Source organism: Sphingopyxis sp. OPL5 (genome assembly GCF_003797775.2).
Lineage (GTDB): Bacteria > Pseudomonadota > Alphaproteobacteria > Sphingomonadales > Sphingomonadaceae > Sphingopyxis.
In genome coordinates this window covers 3,387,864-3,408,869 of record NZ_CP060725.1, presented here as the reverse complement: position 1 = coordinate 3,408,869, position 21,006 = coordinate 3,387,864, and the positions used below count along the sequence as shown (strand labels likewise).

The 21,006-nt window shown below is 65.1% G+C and carries 23 protein-coding genes; 4 read left to right on the top strand and 19 right to left on the bottom strand.

The genetic code is table 11. The features are described 5' to 3' along the window. Positions 1-82: 82 nt before the first annotated feature. Positions 83-493 carry a GFA family protein gene (locus EEB18_RS16450; RefSeq protein WP_187141828.1) on the top strand — a complete coding sequence of 137 codons (411 nt, stop codon included), beginning with the start codon at positions 83-85 and terminating at the stop codon, positions 491-493. Here EEB18_RS16450 and EEB18_RS16445 read toward each other — a convergent pair. From EEB18_RS16445 to ybeY, 7 genes are all read right to left on the bottom strand, one after another. Further along, on the bottom strand, positions 490-1,887 hold the full coding sequence (locus EEB18_RS16445; protein ID WP_262407964.1) for a serine hydrolase domain-containing protein: 1,398 nt from the start codon (positions 1,885-1,887) through the stop codon (positions 490-492). The genes EEB18_RS16450 and EEB18_RS16445 overlap by 4 nt on opposite strands. A 1-nt stretch (position 1,888) precedes the next feature. After that, positions 1,889-2,242: an MmcQ/YjbR family DNA-binding protein gene (locus tag EEB18_RS16440; RefSeq protein WP_187141829.1), complete on the bottom strand. Its 354-nt coding sequence runs from the start codon at positions 2,240-2,242 to the stop codon at positions 1,889-1,891. 14 nt (positions 2,243-2,256) lie between these two features. Beyond that, entirely contained in the window at positions 2,257-3,012 is a 756-nt protein-coding gene (locus EEB18_RS16435; protein WP_187141830.1) for a hypothetical protein, read from the bottom strand. Between the two features lie 372 nt (positions 3,013-3,384). Continuing rightward, entirely contained in the window at positions 3,385-4,671 is a 1,287-nt protein-coding gene (locus EEB18_RS16430; RefSeq protein WP_187141873.1) for a replication-associated recombination protein A, read from the bottom strand. A gap of 39 nt (positions 4,672-4,710) precedes the next feature. Then, positions 4,711-5,865, bottom strand: a complete 1,155-nt coding sequence (locus EEB18_RS16425) for a glycosyltransferase family 4 protein (protein WP_187141831.1) — start codon at positions 5,863-5,865, stop codon at positions 4,711-4,713. 38 nt (positions 5,866-5,903) lie between these two features. Continuing rightward, on the bottom strand, positions 5,904-6,842 hold the full coding sequence (locus EEB18_RS16420) for a hemolysin family protein (RefSeq protein WP_056346603.1): 939 nt from the start codon (positions 6,840-6,842) through the stop codon (positions 5,904-5,906). Positions 6,843-6,861: 19 nt separating this feature from the next. After that, positions 6,862-7,368 (bottom strand): rRNA maturation RNase YbeY, encoded by a 507-nt coding sequence (ybeY, locus tag EEB18_RS16415; RefSeq protein WP_187141832.1) that lies wholly within the window; start codon positions 7,366-7,368, stop codon positions 6,862-6,864. 246 nt (positions 7,369-7,614) lie between these two features. On the opposite strand from ybeY, the gene EEB18_RS16410 reads away from it, so the two are divergent. After that, positions 7,615-8,781 (top strand): serine hydrolase domain-containing protein, encoded by a 1,167-nt coding sequence (locus tag EEB18_RS16410; RefSeq protein ID WP_187141833.1) that lies wholly within the window; start codon positions 7,615-7,617, stop codon positions 8,779-8,781. Positions 8,782-8,817: 36 nt separating this feature from the next. Here the strand turns inward: EEB18_RS16410 and EEB18_RS16405 are convergent, their stop codons facing one another. After that, on the bottom strand, positions 8,818-9,693 hold the full coding sequence (locus EEB18_RS16405; RefSeq protein ID WP_187141834.1) for a sigma-70 family RNA polymerase sigma factor: 876 nt from the start codon (positions 9,691-9,693) through the stop codon (positions 8,818-8,820). Continuing rightward, positions 9,693-10,148, bottom strand: coding sequence for a carboxymuconolactone decarboxylase family protein (locus tag EEB18_RS16400; RefSeq protein ID WP_187141835.1), 456 nt, complete (start codon positions 10,146-10,148; stop codon positions 9,693-9,695). Before EEB18_RS16400 ends, EEB18_RS16405 begins: the two co-directional genes overlap by 1 nt. A gap of 286 nt (positions 10,149-10,434) precedes the next feature. Here EEB18_RS16400 and EEB18_RS16395 point away from each other — a divergent pair, with 286 nt between their 5' ends. Further along, the gene (locus EEB18_RS16395) at positions 10,435-10,815 is read left to right on the top strand and encodes a DoxX family protein (protein ID WP_187141836.1); all 381 of its coding nucleotides are present in this window, start codon (positions 10,435-10,437) and stop codon (positions 10,813-10,815) included. 14 nt (positions 10,816-10,829) lie between these two features. Then, entirely contained in the window at positions 10,830-11,306 is a 477-nt protein-coding gene (locus tag EEB18_RS16390; RefSeq protein ID WP_056346594.1) for a hypothetical protein, read from the top strand. A gap of 66 nt (positions 11,307-11,372) precedes the next feature. Here EEB18_RS16390 and EEB18_RS16385 read toward each other — a convergent pair whose 3' ends face one another. The 10 genes from EEB18_RS16385 to EEB18_RS16340 form a co-directional block, all read right to left on the bottom strand. Next, entirely contained in the window at positions 11,373-12,353 is a 981-nt protein-coding gene (locus tag EEB18_RS16385) for a DUF6607 family protein (protein WP_187141837.1), read from the bottom strand. Positions 12,354-12,373: 20 nt separating this feature from the next. Then, positions 12,374-14,626 (bottom strand): TonB-dependent hemoglobin/transferrin/lactoferrin family receptor, encoded by a 2,253-nt coding sequence (locus tag EEB18_RS16380; protein ID WP_410468108.1) that lies wholly within the window; start codon positions 14,624-14,626, stop codon positions 12,374-12,376. A 323-nt stretch (positions 14,627-14,949) separates the two neighbouring features. Then, entirely contained in the window at positions 14,950-15,957 is a 1,008-nt protein-coding gene (locus tag EEB18_RS16375; RefSeq protein WP_187141838.1) for a PhoH family protein, read from the bottom strand. A gap of 131 nt (positions 15,958-16,088) precedes the next feature. Next, positions 16,089-17,426 (bottom strand): tRNA (N6-isopentenyl adenosine(37)-C2)-methylthiotransferase MiaB, encoded by a 1,338-nt coding sequence (gene miaB / locus EEB18_RS16370; protein WP_187141839.1) that lies wholly within the window; start codon positions 17,424-17,426, stop codon positions 16,089-16,091. Positions 17,427-17,433: 7 nt separating this feature from the next. Further along, complete coding sequence (locus EEB18_RS16365; RefSeq protein WP_262407963.1) at positions 17,434-18,231, bottom strand: lysophospholipid acyltransferase family protein; 798 nt, start codon at positions 18,229-18,231, stop codon at positions 17,434-17,436. After that, on the bottom strand, positions 18,200-18,625 hold the full coding sequence (locus tag EEB18_RS16360) for a Fur family transcriptional regulator (protein WP_056346586.1): 426 nt from the start codon (positions 18,623-18,625) through the stop codon (positions 18,200-18,202). Before EEB18_RS16360 ends, EEB18_RS16365 begins: the two co-directional genes overlap by 32 nt. A gap of 132 nt (positions 18,626-18,757) precedes the next feature. After that, a complete protein-coding gene (locus EEB18_RS16355; protein WP_187141841.1) occupies positions 18,758-19,198 on the bottom strand; it encodes a MucR family transcriptional regulator in 441 nt (146 codons plus the stop codon). A gap of 105 nt (positions 19,199-19,303) precedes the next feature. Further along, the gene (locus EEB18_RS16350) at positions 19,304-19,783 is read right to left on the bottom strand and encodes a GNAT family N-acetyltransferase (protein WP_262407962.1); all 480 of its coding nucleotides are present in this window, start codon (positions 19,781-19,783) and stop codon (positions 19,304-19,306) included. Continuing rightward, positions 19,780-20,430 (bottom strand): tRNA (adenosine(37)-N6)-threonylcarbamoyltransferase complex dimerization subunit type 1 TsaB, encoded by a 651-nt coding sequence (gene tsaB, locus EEB18_RS16345; RefSeq protein ID WP_262407961.1) that lies wholly within the window; start codon positions 20,428-20,430, stop codon positions 19,780-19,782. The genes EEB18_RS16350 and tsaB overlap by 4 nt, the downstream gene beginning before the upstream one ends. Then, positions 20,405-20,998 carry a malonic semialdehyde reductase gene (locus EEB18_RS16340; protein WP_187141842.1) on the bottom strand — a complete coding sequence of 198 codons (594 nt, stop codon included), beginning with the start codon at positions 20,996-20,998 and terminating at the stop codon, positions 20,405-20,407. Before EEB18_RS16340 ends, tsaB begins: the two co-directional genes overlap by 26 nt. Between the last annotated feature and the right edge of the window lie 8 nt (positions 20,999-21,006).

Genomic DNA, 21,006 nt, shown 5'->3' with positions numbered 1-21,006 from the left:
AGCCCGCTAACGCCGCCCGCTATCCGACTGGACTCCGACCATGTTTATGTTATGTTCTCCCCTCAGTCCCGAGGAGAGGAACATGAGCGAGACCCCCACCCGCGCCACCGGCCAATGCCATTGCGGCGCCATCCGCTATTCGATGCCGACCACCGTCGTCCACCACGCGCTGTGCAACTGCCAGGACTGCCGCCGCCACGCCGGCGCGCCGCTCGTCGGCTGGGCGCTTGTCGGGCAGGACGAGCTGGAAGTCACCGGCACGCCGAAAATCTATGCCTCATCCGACCATGGCCGTCGCCATTTCTGCGGCGATTGCGGCACCGGGCTTTTCTACACCAGCGACGCGGTGTTCCCGGGCCAGATCGACGTCCAGTCCGCAACGCTCGACGACCCCGACCTGATCCCCGCACAGGTGCAGATCCAGACCGCCGAGCGCATCGGCTGGATGGAAACGCTCGGCGATCTGCCGACCTTCGAGCGCTATCCGGGCTAGCGCCTGCCGTCCGCCTCGACGATCGCTCGGACCAGCGCGGCGATGTCGAGCCGCACCTTGCCGTCATCATACCCCTGGCGCACGATCACCAGCCCGCGCGAAGGGATGACGACCATATATTGGCCGCGATTGCCGAACGCGCCGAAGGCGTCGGCGGGAATGCCGTCGGACTTGTTGAAGAGCCAGAAGCCGGCACCATAGCCGAAGTCGCCGGTCGGCTGCGGTCCGCTCGGCGTCGTGACGAAGCGGCGCCAATTTTCGGGCAAAACCCGCTTGCCGGCCCACATCCCGTCATTCTGGTAGAGCAGGCCGAGCCGCGCGAGATCGCGCGCGGTGGTCGATACCTGGCTCGACAGGATATAATCGCCGTCCTTGTCATGCTCGGCGAAGGTGCGCGTCATGCCGAGCCGGTCGAAGAAGGCGGCAGGGTCGAGGTGCAGGTCGCGGCGGATCACCGCCGAGCGTTTGTTCTTTTCGTCTTCGGCCTTCTGCTGCGCGGCCTTGAGCGACTGGACCGCGAGCAACGTGTCGTTGTTGGCATAGCGATAGACGCTGCCCGGCGGGTTGAGCAGCGGCCATTGCACCGTCCACTGCCGCACCGACGCGCCGCCCATGTAAATGGCGTCGCTGCGGTTGCCCGCGGTGTCGCTGGTCAGCCCGCTCGCCATGCGCATCAATTGCTCGGTGGTGATCGCGGCGCGCGGATCGCCCGGCGTCTGCCAGTCGGCGATCATCGCGGGCCTTGTCACGTCGATGTCGCCGTTCAGCACGCCATGGCCGATGAGTGTCGCCGCCATCGACTTGGCGACCGAAAAGGTGCGCTGCGCGGTGTGGAGGCCGTGCCCCTGCTGATAGCGTTCGATCGCGATCTTGCCATCCTTGACGACAAGTAGCGAACTGGTGCGCCCGCCGAAGCGCTCCATATCCATCGTCGCCAACTCATAAGGTGTAGCGTTGCGCGGCCGCGGTGCCAGCGCGTCGCGATCGCCGAGCGGCCATGGCTGGTCGTCGAGGTTCGGCCGGCCGGGACGATAGCCGCTCCGCTCGCCCGGCGCCGTGCCGATGGGCAAGGTCACACAGCCCTGTTCGCCGTCCCATTCGGCGATACGCGGCGGCATGTCCTCGCGGTAGCGCACGCTGACGCGCTTCGCCCTGTCGTCGATATCGGCCTTTTGCAGGCGGATATCGGGTTCGATCTCGGGATAGATGTTGGTGAGTTCGTCGCGCTCGATATCGGCGAGCGCCTTGCCCGCGCCGTTCCACAGCGCCGAACAGGTGGCCCCGGCGCGATAACCCGCCGCCCACGCGCGGTTGATCTCGGCATTGGGTTCCGCTGCGTGCGCCGGCAGGGCGGCGAAGGCCAGCGCCGCGCCGAGGATCAGGAAGCGCAGCATCTCAGGGCCGCGCGCCAAAGGCCTGCCGCTGCGGCTTTTTGGCGCGGTCCCACCAGGCGCGGCGGAGGACATCGGCGATACGTTCGGGATCGTCCGATTCGAAGCGGACGAGCAGCGCGTGCCAACCCTCGTAATGCGGGGTCTGCCAGAAGGTGTCGGGGTCGGTTTCAAGCAGGATTTCCTTTTCGTCGGGTTTGCACATGACCGCGAAGCTGCCGGCCTCGCGCCCCGGCGCAGCGAGCGCCTTGCCGTTGAGCTTGGGACAGGGCGTACCATAGAAAGGCAGCATTTCGACATCGGGGAGCGCGCAGGCAAAGGCGACGACATCGGCCCAGCTGTCGAACTTCGGTGTCATGTCGGCTCCGCCTCTCAGTATCTTGGCGGCTTGGGGCGCACCACGACCTGCTCCACCGCGTCCCCGACCGGCTGCATCGGCTGGAACCGCATGCCATCGACAACCAGCCGATCGCCGACAATCGAATAGTCGAACAGCGCCTGCCCGCCGCGCGGACAGCAATTGCCGTCGCCGTCGCGCGCAACCGGGACGATCGCGAACATCTCGTCGAAGCGGAAGTCGGCGGGGCCGCGCAGCCAATAGCCCTTGGGAAGCAACTTGCCGCCTTCGTCGTACCAGCCGCCGATATCGATCTGGTGCCAGCTCGCCGCCGCGCCCTCGCCCGCAAACAGCGCGTCGGCGTTTCCCGCGCCGCTGCCCGCCAGCGTCCCGGTGACATGGACGAGGCTGCGCTCGCCATTGCTCGACACGAGATCGGGGGTGCCGATCACGCCCGAGCTTTCGGCAAAGCCCGCAAGCGCCGTCTTGCCCGCCGCATCGCGCGCGATCAGTACGACCATCCACGCGCCCGGACCATCGCGCGGGGCGAGCGAGAGTTTTTGCCACAGCAAAATGGTGCCGCGTTCGGGCACATCGATCCGCCCGCTCGCCTCGACGCCGCAGCGACCGCCATAATCATAGAGGCAAGTGTCGGCGATCTTCGCGACGCGGTCGGGCGCGAGCGCAATCTTCCCCGCGACATCGGCGCGGCTGCATTCGCTTTCGATGCTGCCACTGGGGCAGGAAATGACGGGCGTCGCGATGGCGGCGAGCGCAAGGGTCAAAGACATGGCTGTTTCCCGGACATGGTGCGACCCGATGCGATGGCTAAGGCGAAGCAGCGACCGAGGCAAGCGCGCCTTAAGGAGACAAAGGATACGCAAGCACGCGTCCGAAATGTCTCCTTTGTCGCTTTAAGACCGGTGTGGACCGAGGTGGCCAGCAGCAAGCAGTTCGGGATAAGCGGCACCGTCATCCCACAGGGTAGATCATGCCGGGATTTATTAGGAAAGCGGTTTCTGCGGGGACGAGCGGACGGTAGCGGTCACTCCCTTACCTTGTCATTCCCGCGAAAGCGGGAACCCAGTGTGGGGTCAGCCTAAGGACGCTCTGGGTCCCCGCTTTCGCGGGGATGACCAACATTGGGGCTGCTAAAGCCGTCCTCACCCCCGCGCCTTCCTTTGTTCGTCCCACCAAGCCAGACGTTCGGCGATGCGCTTTTCGAAACCGCGATCAGTCGGCCGGTAATAGATCTGCGGCCCCATTTCCTCGGGCCAATAGTCGGCGCCCGAAAAGCCACCCTCGGCATCATGGTCATATTCATAACCCGCGCCGTACCCCAAGTCCTTCATCAGTTTGGTCGGGGCGTTGAGGATGTTCGCGGGCGGCGCGAGGCTGCCGGTGTCGCGCGCCGAGGCGAAGGCGGCTTTCTGCGCGGCGTAGGCGGCGTTCGATTTGGGCGCGGTGGCAAGATAGAGGCACGCCTGCACGATCGCGAGTTCGCCTTCGGGCGAGCCGAGGAACTGGTACGCATCCTTCGCGGCAAGGCATTGCACCAGCGCCTGCGGATCGGCGAGGCCGACATCCTCGCTCGCGAAGCGCACGAGGCGACGCAGCACATAAAGCGGCTCCTCGCCCGCGACGAGCATGCGCGCCATATAATAAAGCGCCGCTTGCGGGTCCGATCCGCGCAGCGCCTTGTGGAGCGCGCTGATCAGATTGTAATGACCGTCGCGGTCCTTGTCGTAAACCGGCATGCGGCGGTGGAGCAGCTGCGCGAGCGCCGCCGGGTCGAGCGGCTCGGCGATGCCCGCCGCGAACAATGTCTCGACCTGGTTGAGCAGGAAACGCCCGTCGCCGTCGGCGCTGGCGGTCAGCGCCTCGCGCGCCGCGTCGGTCAGCGGCAGCGGTTTGCCCACCTCTTCCTCGGCACGGCCCAGCAAGGTCGCCATCGCCGTCTGGTCGAGCCGATGGAGCACGAGCACCTGCGCGCGGCTGAGCAGCGCGGCGTTCAGGGCAAAGCTGGGGTTCTCGGTCGTCGCGCCGACGAGCACCACGGTGCCGCGCTCGACATAGGGCAGGAACCCGTCCTGCTGCGCCCGGTTGAACCGATGGATTTCGTCCACGAAAAGCAGGGTGCGCTTGCCCGCCGCCGCCATCTTTTCGGCATCGGCGAAGACCTTTTTGAGGTCGGCGACGCCCGAGAAGACCGCCGACAGCGGAGCAAACCGCATGCCGACCGCTTCCGCCAGCAACCGCGCGATCGTCGTCTTTCCGGTGCCCGGGGGACCCCACAGGATGATCGACGACAATTGCCCCGCGGCGACCATCCGCCCGATCGCGCCGTCGGACCCGGTCAGATGTTCCTGCCCGACGACTTCGGACAGGGTCCTGGGACGCAGCCGTTCGGCGAGCGGTGCCGTGCCGGGCGGGCCGCCGGCGGCGCGCATCGGCGCATCGTCACCGAACAGGTCGTCGGCCACCGCCGCCTATCCCCGCCGCTGTTTCTGACGGATCAGCCGGATATAGGTGTCGGCGACCGTCTGGTTGATCGCGTCCCATTGATAGTGATGGCTCTCGGCGAGTGCCGCCGCGCCGTGCTTCGCGCGCAGGCCGATATCCTGGCAATAATGCTGCAGATGGTCGGCGAAGCCGGTGATCAGCCCCGGCGACACGAGATAGCCCGTCACGCCATGCTTGACGATGCTCGCACTGCCCGTCGCGCGCGCCGCCACCACCGGCAGCCCGCACGCCATCGCCTCGAGCGTGACATTGCCGAAGGTTTCGGTGACCGAGGGATTGAAGAAGACATCGCACGAGGCGAGCGCGCGGGCGAGGTCCTGACCGCCCTGAAACCCTACGAATTTGGCGTCGGGCAGGCGCGATTCGAACCAGTCGCCGGCAGGCCCCTCGCCGATCACCACCACCTCGTGGCGCACCTTGCGCCGGTTGAGCTGGTCGATCGCGTCGGCGAAGACGTCGAGCCCCTTTTCCATCACCAGCCGGCCGAGGAAGGCCACGACGGGGACATCGTCGGCGATGCCCCAGCTTTGCCGCCAGCTGTTGTCGCGCCGCCCGGGATTGAACACGTCGCGCTCGACCCCGCGGGTCCAGATGCCGATGTCGTAATTCATCCGTTGCTCGCGCAGCACCTGCGCGAAGCTTTCGGACGGCGCGATCAGCGCATCGCATTTGCGGTAGAGCTTGCGCAGCCAGGCGACGATCACCGGTTCGATGAACGAGAGGTTGTAATAGCGGAAATAGGTTTCGAAGCGGGTGTGCACCGAACAGGCGACCGGCAGGCGGCGGCGGCGCGCCCAGGCCGCGGCCTGACGGCAGACGCGGTCGGGGCTGGAAATATGCATGATGTTCGGGGCGAATGCGGCGAGATCCTCGCGCACGCGGCCCGAAAAATGGAGCGGGATCCGATATTCGGGGCGGTTCGGGATCGCCATCGACGGCACGCTGACCAGGTCGCCGGTCGGCTCGAAATCGGGATTGGCGACGGTCGGCGAATAGACGCGCACCGCCGCGCCCTGGCTGAGCAGATAGCCGACGAGCCGGTTGAGCGCCTTGTTGGCGCCATCGACGGTCATGTTGTAATTGCCGCTGAACAGCGCGATGCGGAGATCGGAAATTTCCATCCCGCCTCCGCTAATCGTCTCGGCAGGCAAAGGCAATCTTAGTCGCCGGTCTCCGACGGCGCCTCGAGTTCGACCACGACCGGCGGATGCAGGCGCAGGCGATGGACGCGACGTTCGTCGGCCTCGGTCACCTCGATCCGCCAGCCGCTCGGATGGACAAGGATTTCGCCGACCTCGGGCACATGCCCCGCGAGCACCGCCGAAAGGCCGCCCAGCGTATCGACATCTTCCTCGATCTCGGCGAGGCGCGGGTCGATCGCTTCGCCGATATCGTCGAGTTCTGCGCGTGCGTCGGCGTCCCAGCAGCCGTTTTCGCCCGGCGTGAACAGCAGCACCGGCTCGTCGTCATGCTCGTCCTCGATCTCGCCGACGATTTCCTCGACCAGGTCCTCGATGGTGACAAGACCTTCGGTGCCCGAATATTCGTCGATCACGATGGCGAGATGGGTGCGCTGGGCGCGCATGTCGGCGAGCAGGTCGAGCACGCCCATCGATTGCGGCACGTACAGCGGCTGGCGGATCAGGTCGAGCAAGGGCGGCGGCGCGCGCTTTTCCGCCAGCACCGCGAAGACGTCCTTGATGTGGATCATGCCGACGACCTCGTCGAGATTTTCGCGGTAGACCGGCAGGCGGCTGTGCCCGGCCTCGGCGAACAGCGCGACGACCGCTTCAAAGCTGGCGCTTTCGTCGATCGCGATGATCTCGCCGCGCGGCACCGCGACGTCATCGACGGTCTGCTCGCCGAAATGCAGGAGATTGCGGAGCATCTTGCGCTCGATCGGCGAAAGGTCGCCGACGACGCTGCTGCCGCGCCGTTCCTGCCCTTCTTCCTCGGCCTCGTCGATGACCTCTTCGATCTGCTCGCGCAGCGACGGCTCCTTGTCGCCGCCGAACAGCAATGTCTTCAGTCCGGCCAACAGGCCGGGTCTACTACTGTCCTCTTCCGATCGGTTCGAAGACCCCTGGTCGTCGGGCATGATGTGTCGTGTTTCCCTGCTAAATCTCATCCGCATATGGATTGGCGAGGCCCAGCGATGCAAGCGCTTTCACTTCGAGCGCCTCCATCGCGCCGGCGCTGGCATCGTCCATATGGTCGTAACCGACGAGGTGGAGCGCGCCGTGGACGATCAGATGCGTCGCATGATCCTCCAGCGAAATCCCCTTCTCTTCGGCCTCGCGCGCGCAGGTTTCGCGCGCCAGCACGATGTCGCCGAGCAGGATTTCGCCGTCGTCGCTGTTCGCCAGGCTTTCGAGCAGGTCGTCCTGCACCTGCGGAAAGGACAGCACGTTGGTCGGCCTGTCCTTGCCGCGAAAATCGCGGTTGAGCTGGTGCACCTCGGCATCGTCGGTGAGGCGCACCGCGACTTCGACGAGCGGCGCGGCGTCGGCAAGCGATGCAAAAGGGGTCAGCGCCAGCGCCGCCGCCACCGCCTCGGCGGCGCGCGCCTCCCAATCGAAGGCGTCGGGCCACGGCGTCGCGGCATGGGTTTCGACGGTCAGCATGAAAATTCCCGCAGCGAGATTATGACGGAAAACCGAGAAACTTCACTCTGGAATCGCATTTTCCGGGCGGCGGACGAAGGGGATCGAAGGTCGATGTGGATCATCGCTGGACGCTATAACGACGGTGCGATGTAGGACAGCGAAAAAGTTGCCCGGCCGTCACCCTTGACGGCTGCGACGGTGTATGGATATGGCAATACACACTAGCAGCCGATACATTCCTCCAGCTTTGGATCGCCAAAAAAGATGCTGAACAAAATTTCCGCCGCAATCGGTCTGATTGCGGTCATGGGCGGCCTTGCCAACAGCGCAAACGCCCGCACGACGCCGGTCACCGAAGCAGACAACAAGACGGCCGCGATCGAACAACTGGTCCAAAGCGAGATGACCGCGCGTGACATTCCCGGACTGCAATTGGCGATCGCGCAGGATGGCAAGATCGTTTTCACGGGTGCCTATGGTCTGGCCAACAGGGAAACATCAGCCCCCGTCACGAACAAAACCATTTTCCGCATCAATTCGATCAGCAAGGCCGTTACCGGTGTTGCGGCAATGCAGCTTGTCGAAGCGGGCAAGCTTGATCTTGATGCGCCAATCTCAACCTATCTCGAAAAACTTCCGGAAGCATGGAGCGGTGTCACCGTTCGGCAAGCTCTCACCCATACATCCGGGCTGCCCGAAATTGTGGATGACAATACCCGGCCGATTGACGGCCTCGTTGACCCGGATGCCTCCTGGGCAAGGGTGCAGCAAAATCCCCTGACCTTTCCGCCGGGAGCGGGATATCGATATAGCCAGACCAACTATGTCGCGATGGGGAAAATCATCGAGAAGCTTTCAGGGAAATCCTTTTCCGATTTCGTGCGCGATCGGCAGTTTGATAAAGTGGGCATGAAGCAGACCCGCTTTGCCTATCCTGTCTCGACCAACCCCGACCTGGCTGAACTCTATACGCATTTGACGCTGAAGTTTGACGGGATGAGAACTGTCGGCGCTGATCGCAGTGAAACCGCGTTTGTGCGTCAGGAAGCATGGACGTCCGCGCAATTGCTCCCGATCGGTGGCATCCAGTCCACGGCCATTGATCTGGCGAAATGGGTTATTGCGATCCAGAAATTGCAACTGGTCAACAAGAGCAGCCTTGAGGAACTCTGGAAACCACAGCCGCAAAAAGATGGCAGCTATCGCGGCTTCAACGCTTTCATCAATGGCTATGGCTTGGGCTGGCCATCGGTGCGGCGCGCTGAGCATCCCGCACTTGCCCTTACCGGCGGAGCGCGCGCCACCGTGTTCATTTATCCCGAGGACGACCTGAGCGTTGTGGTCTTGACGAACCTGATGGGCGCTTCGCCCGAGAAGTTCGTCGACAAGATTGCTTCGCACTATATCCCCGGCCTCGCCGCCGAACAGTGACACCGGCACCTCCCTCGACGAGAGGGAGGCCGCCATTCAATGCATATGCTTCAGCTTGTCGGGATTGCGCATCACATAGATGGCGGTGACCTTGCCATCCTCGATCTCCAGCGCGGTGGTCTGGAACTCGCCATCGGCCTCGCGCGTCACGAAACCCGGCAGGCCGTTGATCGTGCCGGTGTGGACCAGGGTCGAGCCATATTTTCCGAACAGCACCGCGAGGCTGCGGTGCAGCTTCATCACGATATCATGGCCCAGAACCGGCCCCATCGCGGCGGGGCGCTTGCCGCCGCCGTCGGCCCACATGCCGACATCGGCGGCGAGCAGAGCGCCCAATGCCCCCATGTCGCCGCTGCGCGACGCCGCGAAAAAGGCATTGGCGATCTCTAGCCCCTGCTCCTTTTCCAGCTTGTAGCGCGGGCGGGCGTCGCGGACATGGGTGCGGGCGCGGGCCGCGAGCTGGCGCGTCGCAGCGGGATCGCGGTCGATCGTCTTCGCGACTTCGTCGAACCCCACTCCGAAAACATCGTGGAGCAGGAAGGCGGCGCGTTCGAGCGGCGACAGGCGTTCGAGCGCGAGCATCAGCGGCAGGGTGACGTCGTCCTCTTCCTCTTCTTCGACCAGCGGGTCGGGAAGCCAGGGGCCGATATAGGTCTCGCGCCGGTTCTTCGCCGACTTGATCTGGTCGAGGCAGAGGCGGGTGACGGTGCGCCGCAGGAAGGCGGCGGGTTCGCGCACTTCGCTGCGGTCGGTGCCGAGCCAGCGGAGGAAGGCATCCTGCACCACATCCTCGGCATCGGCGACCGAGCCGAGCATGCGATAGGCGACGCGGGTGAGGAGCGGACGCAGCGGGTCGAAACCGGCCGCCGCGTCCGCCGCATCGTTGGCGTCATGGATGCCCTCGGCGGGCATCAGGCCGCCTTCGCCGCGGGCATGTCGTACCAGAGATCGAAGCCGACCGCGAGGCGGTTCCAGCCGTTGATGACGTTGATCATCAGGGTCAGCTTCACCTGTTCCTCCGGCGTGAAATGCGCTTCGAGTTCATCCTTGACCGCCTTCTGTGTGTGCCCCTGCGCGACCGTGGTCAAGGCGTCGGTCCAGGCGAGCGCGGCGCGTTCGCGGGGCGTATAGACCGGGGCTTCGTGCCAGGCCGACAGCAGGTAGATGCGCTGCTCGGTCTCGCCCTTGGCGCGCGCTTCGACGGTGTGCATGTTGATGCAGTTGGCGCAGCCGTTGAGGATCGACGAGCGGATCTTCACCAGTTCGATCAGGCTCGGCTCGAGGCTGTTCTGCGCGACCATCGAAAAGGCCGTCCACTGCTTCATCAACTGCGGGGCGGCGGCATAGGGGTCGGTTACCTTGGTCATCGTCGGTCTCCTTGTGTGGGTTGTACGGACATGACGAGACAGGATCGGCGGATGTGACATGGGGCACGAAAAAATTCGGGTCATCAAATCCTCCCTGTGGCGAAGCCATGGGGAGGTGGCAGCGCGCTGCGCTGACGGAGGGGCGATGAGGCCGACGTTGCTGGCCCTCCCCATCGCTGCGCGACAGGGAGGATCGGAAACGCTGGGTTGCGAGAATGGCGCTTTGACGGAAGCGAAAGCTGAACTAGCATCCGCCCCTCATTCAACAAGCGAGGGGTACGCGATCATGAAATTTCTCGATGGCTTCACCGAACAGGCCTATGCGCTGCTGCGCATCGTCGCGGGCCTGTTATTCCTGGCGCATGGCGTGCAGAAATTCCTGAACTTCCCGGCGCCTTTCCCGATGCCGCTCAACCCGATGCTCACCGCGGCGGGCGCGATCGAACTGGTCGCGGGCACCCTGATCGTCATCGGCGTCTTCACCCGTCCCGCCGCCTTCATCGCGAGCGGCATGTCGGCGGTCGGTTACTGGGTCGCGCATGGCACGCAAGGCCCCTTCCCCATCGCCAACGGCGGCGAGACCATTGTGCTCTACTGCTTCCTGTTCCTGTTCATCGCGGCGCGCGGTGCGGGCATCTGGAGCGCTGACGGGGCGATGAAGAAATAGGCGTGCGTCGACCTTTGCTGGTGGGAATCGCGATTGGGGCGATGCTGGCTCTGGCCGGCGTCGCCGTCGCGGCCGTCTGGATCGCGCCAAGGACCGAACCGACTTATCTGCGCATCGCCGACGACGACATCGACCATTTGCTGAGTTCGGACCACGAACCCGAAGATGGCCCGACCAGCGCGAGGCTGATCCGGCATTGCGGCATCGACGCATTTACCCTCGATCTGGCCATTCCCGATCATGCGGGATCGGCGTTCGTCAATCTCGAGAAGACACCGCGCGCGCGGCTCAATTGCCTGATCGGGGAAGCGCGAATTCATGGCCTGTCATTGGCCATCGTCGATGGCGAAGACACCGCCAGCTTCGAATGCCTGCCCGGCTGGCCATCGCGATTCCAGCGCTTCGATCCGGCGGACTATGGATTTTGCCCGAAGGGTGAACCCAATCCGGTGGTTGGAAAAGGCCCAGCCCTGACGCGCACCGATCGATAGATTGAAAAATGGGGCGGCCCCTTGCGGACCGCCCCTTGAGGTGCGGGCTTCACATGGTGAAGGTCGTCAAAGCTTGCGGGTGTTCGTCTCGATCAGTTTCTTCGCTTCTTCGATCGCCTTCGCGGTCGTCAGCGTCTTGTCCTGGATCTCGTTCGCCATATCGAGCAGGCGGCCGCTGATCACGGTACCGGTCTGTGCTTCCTCCTGGATCGCGATGCCGCCCTTGGTCGCGGCGACGCGGTCCCATTCGGCGCGGACGGCCGCCCAATAGTCTTTCGTGGCGGCCCAATAATCGTCGGCGGCCTTCAGGTCATACTGGTCGTATTTGATATAGGTGTTGAGGACATATTCCTGGACGATCGGCACCAGCTTGCCGTCCTTGATCCCCATCTTGGTATTATCCTGCCAATGGACCCAGCCGTCGGGCGAGGGCTGGTGGCGGTTGATCGAGAGATAGCGATCATAGACCGGATTGCGCACCGCATCGCGGCGGGCGAGCGGGCGCCAGGTCCAGTTCGAGCGCCAGCGGCGGACGCCGCCCTGCGTTTCATACTGACCCCAGCCGGCATAGCGCGGGCTGTCGTCGACCTGATAGACCGTCTGCGACCAGCGGCCGGTGCGCATCTTCTCGGGGACGTCTTCCCACGTCCATGTGTTGCGGTCCGAATAGACGAGTACCCTGGCGGGTTCATATTCCCAGTCCTGGCGCCAATGCTTGATGATCATGCTCTTGTCGTCGTCGCCGGTGATGACAAGCATGTGCTGGAGCACGATCTTGCGCCCCGTGTCCTCGATCACGCGCACGACCTCGTTGCCGCCCGAACGCTTCGGCTCGAGCACCTCGTAATTCGGGTCCCAGCGCGTCGATTCCTGCATGTTGAAGCTGACGCGGTAGTTGCCCGCCATCGCAAGGATGTCGGCGCGGTCCTGTTCGAAATTCGCTGCGGCGGCGTCGGCGGCGATCGGCGGGTGGGCGAGCGCCGCGACCGGCAGCGCGGCGGAGAGCAGCAACAGGCCGGCGGCGAGCGAACGATATGTTTTCTTCATCGGTGCAGTCCTTCTTGTGGTCAGAAGCGGAAGCTCAGCGACACGCTCGCGTTGCGGCCCGGCTGGGTATAGGCATCGGCGGTGGCCGGCGTGACGTAGGTCGCGGGGACCGTCGCGGGCACCGACGACACCAGCGCGAGTCCGCGCACGTCGCTCCACCAGCTGTATTTCTTGTCGAGGATGTTGAAGACGCCGGCGCGCAGCGTCAGCCCGTCCATCAGCCGCACGAAGGCGGTTGCGTCGAGGATAGTGAAGGCGTCGGGACGATAGCATTGCGGGGTGCAGACGCCGTCGGCCCGCGACGCTTCCTTGCGCGCGCTGTGGGTCATGATGATCTGGCCACCGAAGCGCCCGGTGCGCTCGCGATAGCCGACGCCGGCGACGAGCTTGAGCGGGTCGATCGTCGACAACGGGCTGCGCGCGCCATTGGGTTCGATCACGTCGCCCGTCGCATAGGATAGGGCGAGCGTCGTATAGAGGCCGGACGACGCTCGCCCCTCGAACCGTGCCTCGGCCCCCTTGACCCGGACACGATCGAGATTCACGAATTGATAGACGGCGGGGTCGGCGGGTGTGAAGCTGCCGCTCACCACTTCCTGGCTGATAAAATCCTTGTAGCGCGACGTGAAGCCCGTGAGGTCGAGGCTGACATGGTCGCTGGAGAAGCGCAGCCCGCCCTCGAAGCTTTCGCTGCGTTCGGGGCCGAGGTCGGGGTTCGGAGCCGAGGTATAGCCGAAGGCGAGGTTTTCGAAGAACTGGTTCACCTGCCCCGGTTCGGGCGCCTTGAAGCCGGTCGCATAATTGGCGAACAGCCGCACCTGGTCGGTGACTTTCCAGACCGCGCCGAATTTGGGCGAAACGCGCGAACCATCCTGTCCGGCGCCCGCGAAGGTCGGGAGTAGCGGATCGGTGCGGGGCGACAGGTCGTACCAGTCGAAGCGCAACGCCGGATAAAGCGTCAACGCGCCGCCGGCGATGCCGATCTCGTCGCCGACGAACAGCCCGGCGCGGGTGAAATCGGTGGTCGGGAAGGCGCGGGTCGGGAACACCTCGCCCGCCGGCGGCACGGTGCCGTCGCGCAGGCCGCGCTGGCGCGTCTTGCTGATGTCGCCGCCGAAAACGATGCGATGCGTGATCGCGCCCGTATTGAAATCGGCGCGGGCATCGGCGGCGGCGCCGATGACGCGGTTTTCGAAGGTGTTGAGGCGGGTGCGGTCGGCGGCGGGGGTGCGGTCTTCCTCGGTGTATTGATTGTCCTCGCCGTCCTGCCAGTACAGCGCGACGCGGGCAAAATCGATCAGCCCATCGCCTTCCCAGCTCCAGTCGAGCGAGACGCGCTTGCGTTCGCCGCTGTCGAAGCCTTCGAGGCGGTCGACGGTGGTGCTGCGCCCGGTGAGGCCGTTGGTGTAGAGGTGGGTGTCGAGATATTCGCCGGTCAGGCGCAGCTTGTGGCCGCTGGCGGGATCATAGACGATCCGCGCCAGCGCGGCGTTCGAGCGGCCGTCCTGCGGATTGGGCTCGGTGCGCAGGCTGCCGAAACCGCCGACACTGCCCTTGTTGTCGAGTTCCTGCCAGTCGCGGCGCGTATAGGCGGCCATCACCGACCAGTCGCCGCTGCGCCCCGCGAGGATCGCGGTTTCGCTATACTCGTCGTCGGCGCTGCTATAGGCGCCGCGCACGAGGCCGCCGACCGACTTGCCGCCGGGCAGGAAGTCGGCGGGATCGCTGGTGACGAAGCTGACCGCACCGGCAAGGCCGTCGCTGCCGTAAAGCGCCGACGAGGGGCCGCGCAGGATTTCAACCGACTTCACCAGCCCGAGGTCGACATAGTCGCCGCGCCCCGCCGCCTGCGCGCCGAAGCTGAAACCATCGGGGACGCGCACGCCGTCGACCTGGATCAGCACGCGGTTGCCGCCGATGCCGCGGATGTTGAAGCTATCGTTGCCGGCGCGGCCGGTGGCGCCGAGCGCGGCGCCGAACCGCGCGGGCTGGCGCTGGACGCTGACCCCGGGTTCGAAGCGGATGAGGTCGCGGATGTCGGTCGCCAGTTCGTTCGCGATCTGCTCTTCGGTGATCAACGAAATGGTCAGCGGCACATCCTCAACACTCTTCTCGGTCCGCGTCGCGGTGACGACGATCTGATTCTTGCGCGACGCCCAATATTCACCGTCATTATCCTGCGCCATGGCGGGCGTCGCGGTCGCGGCGAGCGCGATGCCCAGCGCGGTACCGGCGGCGAGACGGGAGACGGACGGCGAACGCTGGATGGTCAATTTTCTTCCCCTGAATTTGTGCGACTGACTCGCAATAGCGGCCGTCTAGGCGCGCAAATTCAAGGGGTCAATATGCTATTGCGACTCGTTATTGACAAAAGACCGACGAACAAATGGGGAAGGCGGGCCATATGCCGTCATCCCGGCCTTCGTCGGAATGACGATAAAGTGTAGAAATGATCCTCCCTGTGCCGCAGGCACGAGGGGTTTGCAGCGCGAAGCGCTGACGGAGGGCCATTGGCGGTGCCGTCGCCGCCCCCACCGCCCCTTGCTTCGCAAGCGGCCCTTCCCCATCGCCGCGCGACAGGGAGAATCTTTAAGAGTTAGGCCCCCGGCCCCTCATAGGCATCGACGATGCGCCCGACGATCGGGTGGCGGACGACGTCGGCGCTGGTGAAATAGCTGACGTTGATGCCCTCGACCCCTTCGAGGCGCGAGACGGCGTCGGCGAGGCCCGAGCTGGCGGGGATCGGCAGATCGACCTGCTTCGGATCGCCGCAGATCACCATGCGGCTGTTCATGCCGAAGCGGGTCAGGAACATCTTCATCTGCGGGATCGTCGTGTTCTGCGCCTCGTCGAGGATGATGAAGGCGTCGGCCAGCGTCCGCCCGCGCATGAAGGCGAGCGGCGCGATCTCGATCTCGCCGCTCGCGATGCGGCGCTCGACCTGCTCGGCGGGCAGGCAATCGTGCAGCGCGTCGTAGAGCGGACGCAGATAGGGATCGACCTTTTCCTTCATGTCGCCCGGCAGGAAGCCAAGCTTTTCGCCCGCCTCCACCGCAGGGCGCGACAGGATCAGCCGCTGGACACTGCCGGTGATCAACTGGGCGACCGCCTGCGCGACCGCGAGATAGGTCTTACCCGTCCCCGCCGGGCCGAGCGCGAAGATGATGTCTTCACGCGCCAACGCCTGCATATAGGGGATTTGCGACGGCGCGCGCGGGACGATCGTTTTCTTACGGGTGCGGATCATGATCGGCGGCGCTTCGTTGATCTCGTGGCGGATGATACCGTCGAGCGTCGGCTGCGCCGACATCGCGATCACGCCATCGACCATACCGGCGTCGACTTCCTGCCCCTGTTCGATGCGGTTGTAGAGGTCGACGAGGACGTCGCGGGCACGCGCCGCAGCTTCGGCCTCGCCCTCGATCTGCACGCGGTTGCCGCGCGCCGAGATATAGACCCCGAGCCGGTTTTCGATTCCGACAAGATTGCGATCGAATTCGCCAAAGAGAATGCCCAAAAGCTGCGTTCGCTCGAACTCCGCCGTCAGTCGGACGCGGTCGCCGGGTTCGGCGGGGGAGGCGGCGGTCAGCGGGCGTTTCGACACGTGGGCAAGGCTCCTTCGATCAACGACATGACTCTACTCCCGCCAAGACCGGAGTCCACTCCGATGGAGGAGAAGAGGACGAAAGGAGCGAGCAGCGTTGCCAAAAAGCGACACCGCCTCCCCGCGCCGCACTAGGCGACCTCTTCGACGAGCAATCCGGCGGTGAGGCTGTTCGGCCCGGCCGCGGCGATGCGCACATCGACCATGTCGCCGATCGCGAGTCCCGGCGCGATGACATGCGCCGATTGCAGCCAGGGCGTCTTGCCGATCAGCTGGCCATCGAGCTTGCCCTTGCGTTCGAGCAGCAGGCGCGTCGCCTTGCCGACCGTCGCCGCGTTGAACGCGTGCTGCTGTTCGTTGAGCAGGGCCTGCAGCCGCTGGAGGCGATCATGCATCGCCTCCTCCGAAATCTGGCCGTCCATCGTCGCCGCCGGGGTGCCGGGGCGGCGCGAATATTTGAAGCTGTACGCCATGGCGTAACGCGTCTCATGGATCAGATCGAGCGTCGCCTGGAAATCTTCCTCGCTCTCGCTCGGAAAGCCGACGATGAAGTCGCCCGAGATCGCGATGTCGGGGCGCACCGCGCGGACGCGTTCGATGACGCGCAAATAGCTGTCGACGCTGTGGCTGCGGTTCATCGCGGCGAGGATGCGGTCGCTGCCCGCCTGCACCGGCAGGTGGAGATAGGGCATGAGCTGCGGGATTTCGCCATGCGCGGCGATCAGCCCGTCGGTCATGTCGTTGGGGTGGCTGGTGGTGTAGCGAATGCGTTCGAGCCCGTCGACGCGCGCCAGGTCGCGGATCAGCCCGTCGAGACCGACGGCGCGGCCGCGATCATCCTCGCCGTCCCACGCGTTGACGTTCTGGCCGAGCAGAGTGATCTCACGGGCACCGCCCTCGACGAGCGCGCGGGCCTCGGCGATCAGGTCGGCATAGGGCCGACTGATCTCGGCGCCGCGGGTATAGGGCACGACGCAATAGGTGCAGAATTTGTCGCAGCCTTCCTGCACGGTGAGGAAGGCGGTCGGGCGCTGACCGGCGCCGCGTTTGGGCAAGGCGTCGAATTTCGACATCGCGGGCATGTCGAGGTCGACCGCTTTTTCGCCGCGCGCGGCGCGGTCGAGCAGGTCGGGCAGCCGGTGATAGGCCTGCGGCCCGACGACGACGTCGACGGTCGGTGCGCGACGCGCGATTTCGGCGCCCTCGGCCTGCGCGACACAGCCGGCGACCGCGATCGTCGGGCGGCTGCCGTCGTCGCGCTTCAGCCGGCCGATGTCCGAATAGACCTTTTCGGCCGCCTTTTCGCGAATGTGGCAGGTGTTGAGCACGACCAGATCGGCGTCGGCGCCGTCGGCGGCGGCGGTCATCCCGCGCGCGCCGAGCATTTCGGCCATGCGCTCGCCGTCATAGACGTTCATCTGGCAACCGAAGGATTTGATGTGAAAGGTCTTGGGAGAGTCGGATTTCATCGGCGCGCTATAGGCGATGCATCGCACGGGCGGAAGGCTTGGCCGTCTCGGCCATTTCCTGCGCGATCGCGGCGCGCGCCGCTTCGCTGATCGCCTTGCGATCATGCGTCACGCTGGCGGGCAGCGGATCAAGGTAATGGATGGTAAGATGGATCGGCTTTGCGCGCGCGAGCAGTCGCTTGAAATTGTCGAGTCCGGATTCGGGGTCGAGCCAGGCGATATCGTTCGATTCCGCGCCATAATCCATGAAGACCGGCTGGATCTGCAGGTTTGGCGGGGTCGGGATCACCGCCTGGAACAGCGAAGCGCGGAACGGCAGCAGTCCGTCGCCGGGGCCCGTCGTGCCTTCGGGAAACAGCGTCACCGGGCGACCGCGCGCCAGCGCGTTGCGCAGGTCGTTCGCCTGATTGTGGATTTCGCGCTTCGCCTCGCGCTGCACATAGATCGTATGGTTCTGGTCGGCGAGCCAGCCGACGAGCGGCACGCCCTCGACCTCGGCCTTCGACACGAATGCCGAACGCGCGGCGCCGCCGAGCGCGAGGATGTCGAGCCAGCTGACATGGTTGGACGCGAACAACACGTTGCGCCGCAGCCGCGTGCCCGTCGTGCGGACGCGTAGCCCCGCGATCCAACCGACGGCGTTGAGGAACGCCATCACCATCGGCGACGGGCGGCCGACCGCGCGATAACAAAGGTGCGGAACGATCAGGAACAGCAGCGCCAGCACCATCGCGGTGAGGCGGACGATCGAACGCCAGGTGACCCGTGCGGGTCTAGTCGCGCTTGCGATCGAGGGCGACACCATAGAGCTCCATGCGATGGTCGACGAGGCGGAAGCCGAGGCGTTCGGCGATAACCTTCTGCAACGCCTCGAGCTCGGGATCGACGAATTCGATCACCCGGCCGGTTTCGACGTCGATCAGATGGTCGTGATGCGCCTCGGGCGCCGCTTCGTAGCGCGAGCGGCCGTCGCCGAAATCGTGGCGATCAAGGATGCCGGCCTCTTCGAACAGGCGAACGGTGCGATAGACGGTGGCGATCGAAATGCCGCTGTCGACCTTCGACGCGCGCTCATAGAGCGTTTCGACGTCGGGATGATCCTCGCTGTCGGAGATCACGCGCGCGATGATGCGGCGCTGCTCGGTGATGCGCAGGCCCTTTTCGTGGCACAGAGCTTCGAGGTCGATGGTACCGGACATGCGGGCCTTTCCTGCAATCTGCAGCCGTTCTTTGTTCTTATATTCTGTATAGGCACGGCCTGCGCATAGAACAAGGGCGGCGCCTTGCAGCACCGCCCCCATCTGCCCTGAAAGGCCAAAGCTCGAAACGCGTCAGGCCGCTTTCTTGGCCTTGGGCTTGCGCCCGCCGCCGCGGCCCTTGGTGCCGAGGCCGATTTCCTTGGCCAGCGCACGACGTTTTTCGGCGTAATTGGGGGCGACCATCGGATAGTCGGCGGGCAGGCCCCATTTGGCGCGATAGTCGTCGGGGGTCATGCCATAATGGGTCATCAGGTGGCGGCGCAGCATCTTGAGCTTTTTGCCGTCCTCGAGACAGGTGATGTAATCGGGCTTCACCGAGGTGCGGATCGACACCGCCGGTACCAGCTTCTCTTCTTCGACAGGCTGCGTACCGAGGCCGGAGAGGGCGGCGTGGACGTTGTTGATGAGCGCAGAAAGATCTGAAATCGCGACACTGTTGTTGCTGACATGGGCAGCAACGATGTCAGCAGTCAGCGTGACCAGCATTTCACTGGTATCGGTTTGCTCCGACATGGGACGGTTCCTTTTTTATATACCCAGAAGATGGACGACGAATATTGGGGCTGTTCTTCATCCGGCCGAGATACTGCCATTATGGCAGCATTTCCGCAAGGTCTATCACCTAGTTAGACCGGTTCCGGATGAATGACGCATGGTAATCGCGTCGCGGATCATCCCGTCACCGCCTCGATAATAGTCCTTGCGCCGACCGCACTCCGAAAACCCGCTGCGCTCATAGAGATGAACGGCGTCGTTGTCAGCGCGCATTTCGAGGAAATAGTCCTCGGCACCTTCGCCGCGGCCCCAGGCTTGCCAATCGGATATTAACGCGGCGCCGATTCCGCGGCCGCGCCACGCCGGATCGACCGCGAGCAACAACAACTCGCTCTCCGGACCCGCGATGCGCGCCGCCGAAAAACCGCATGGCTGCTCGCCGTCCCACGCGAGGCAGACACGCGCCGACGGCAGCGCGAAGAGGGTGAGCAACTGCGCGCGGCTCCATGCCTCGCCAAAAGCCGGATCGAAGGCGGCATCCATCACGCGCATGACCGCGGCGAGGTCGGCGACGCGCGCGGTCGCAAGGCGGAAGTCGCTCATACGCGCGCCGCCATCGGCTTGGCATCGGGCGCGCGGCCATAATGGGGGCTGGGATCGGCGAAGGTCGCCGCGGCGGGCAGGCGCGGATAGGCGCGGGCGTCGGGAAGCATCGGCAAGGCGGTCCCCGCGCCGCGCAGCGCAACGAACGCCCCGGCGCGGTTGCCGACGACCAGCGCGTCGTCGCGCCGCACCGCTTCGCCGGGCAGCAGCGAGCGAATATCGGCGCGCGGCGACAGGTCGGCGGCGAAGGGCTGGACGAACCATTGCCCGTGCCCGCCCTCCATCACGACGAGTGCGCCGTCCGCCGCCGCGATCTCGTCGGCCGCCGCAGCCGCGACGAGCGCGAGGGTCGAAAAACCGAAGGCCGGTACCCGCCAGCCGAGCGCCAGCGCGCGTGCCGCGGCGACACCGATGCGCACGCCAGCGAAGCTGCCGGGGCCGCAACCGACGAGGATCGCGTCGGCGCGCCCGCCGTCCGCCAGTTCGGCGATCAGCGGCACCAGCCGTTCGGCATGGCCGCGGCCGATGATGTCGTGGCGAAAATCGCGTAGGCGCGCGCCGTCGAACAGCGCGACCGAGCAGGCCTCGCTGGCACCATCGATGACGAGCCGGCGCAGGCCGTCAGGCGACGCGGTTGAAGCGGTCAAAGCCGGGGCGCGGGCTGCGCTCGAAAATGGTCGCGGGGTCGCCGTAACCAAGCGTCGAGATGAAATTGCTTCGCACGCTCGGCTGATCGGCGAAGAAGGCCGCGTCGACGGCGTCGTTGGCGAAACCCGACATCGGCCCGGTGTCGAGCCCGAGCGCGCGCGCGGCGAGGATGAAATAGGCGCCCTGCAGGCTCGAATTGCGGAACGCGGTCGCGTGCGCCAGTTCGGCATTGGTGTTGAACCAGCTTTTCGCGTCAGCGTGCGGAAAAAGCTCGGGCAGGTTTTCGTAGAATTCGAGATCCATGCCGATGATCGCGGTGACCGGGGCGCTGCGGATCTTGTCGCCATTGGCGGGCAGCGCGAGCGCCGCGAGCTTTTCCTTCGCTTCGGTGCTGGTGCACCAGACGATCCGTGCCGGCAGGCAGTTGGCGCTGGTCGGGCCGAATTTCACCAGATCCCAGATCGCGTGCAGCTGGTCGTCCAACACCGGTTTGTCGACATAGCCATTATAGGTGCGCGCGGTGCGGAACAGCTGGTCGAGGGCAGTATCGGAAAGCGGCTCGCTCATCGGATCAT

Bases quoted from the DNA above. Each gene is read 5' to 3' on its own strand.
- EEB18_RS16445 (WP_262407964.1), bottom strand. From the start codon at position 1,887: ATGCTGCGCTTCCTGATCCTCGGCGCGGCGCTGGCCTTCGCCGCCCTG.
- EEB18_RS16435 (WP_187141830.1), bottom strand. From the start codon at position 3,012: ATGTCTTTGACCCTTGCGCTCGCCGCCATCGCGACGCCCGTCATTTCC.
- EEB18_RS16420 (WP_056346603.1), bottom strand. From the start codon at position 6,842: ATGCCCGACGACCAGGGGTCTTCGAACCGATCGGAAGAGGACAGTAGT.
- EEB18_RS16385 (WP_187141837.1), bottom strand. From the start codon at position 12,353: ATGAAGAAAACATATCGTTCGCTCGCCGCCGGCCTGTTGCTGCTCTCC.
- EEB18_RS16400 (WP_187141835.1), bottom strand. From the start codon at position 10,148: ATGACCAAGGTAACCGACCCCTATGCCGCCGCCCCGCAGTTGATGAAG.
- EEB18_RS16395 (WP_187141836.1), top strand. From the start codon at position 10,435: ATGAAATTTCTCGATGGCTTCACCGAACAGGCCTATGCGCTGCTGCGC.
- EEB18_RS16450 (WP_187141828.1), top strand. From the start codon at position 83: ATGAGCGAGACCCCCACCCGCGCCACCGGCCAATGCCATTGCGGCGCC.
- ybeY (WP_187141832.1), bottom strand. From the start codon at position 7,368: ATGCTGACCGTCGAAACCCATGCCGCGACGCCGTGGCCCGACGCCTTC.
- EEB18_RS16355 (WP_187141841.1), bottom strand. From the start codon at position 19,198: ATGTCGGAGCAAACCGATACCAGTGAAATGCTGGTCACGCTGACTGCT.
- EEB18_RS16365 (WP_262407963.1), bottom strand. From the start codon at position 18,231: ATGGTGTCGCCCTCGATCGCAAGCGCGACTAGACCCGCACGGGTCACC.
- EEB18_RS16340 (WP_187141842.1), bottom strand. From the start codon at position 20,998: ATGAGCGAGCCGCTTTCCGATACTGCCCTCGACCAGCTGTTCCGCACC.
- EEB18_RS16430 (WP_187141873.1), bottom strand. From the start codon at position 4,671: ATGCGCGCCGCCGGCGGCCCGCCCGGCACGGCACCGCTCGCCGAACGG.
- EEB18_RS16350 (WP_262407962.1), bottom strand. From the start codon at position 19,783: ATGAGCGACTTCCGCCTTGCGACCGCGCGCGTCGCCGACCTCGCCGCG.
- EEB18_RS16410 (WP_187141833.1), top strand. From the start codon at position 7,615: ATGCTGAACAAAATTTCCGCCGCAATCGGTCTGATTGCGGTCATGGGC.
- EEB18_RS16405 (WP_187141834.1), bottom strand. From the start codon at position 9,693: ATGCCCGCCGAGGGCATCCATGACGCCAACGATGCGGCGGACGCGGCG.
- EEB18_RS16425 (WP_187141831.1), bottom strand. From the start codon at position 5,865: ATGGAAATTTCCGATCTCCGCATCGCGCTGTTCAGCGGCAATTACAAC.
- EEB18_RS16440 (WP_187141829.1), bottom strand. From the start codon at position 2,242: ATGACACCGAAGTTCGACAGCTGGGCCGATGTCGTCGCCTTTGCCTGC.
- EEB18_RS16360 (WP_056346586.1), bottom strand. From the start codon at position 18,625: ATGTCCGGTACCATCGACCTCGAAGCTCTGTGCCACGAAAAGGGCCTG.
- miaB (WP_187141839.1), bottom strand. From the start codon at position 17,426: ATGAAATCCGACTCTCCCAAGACCTTTCACATCAAATCCTTCGGTTGC.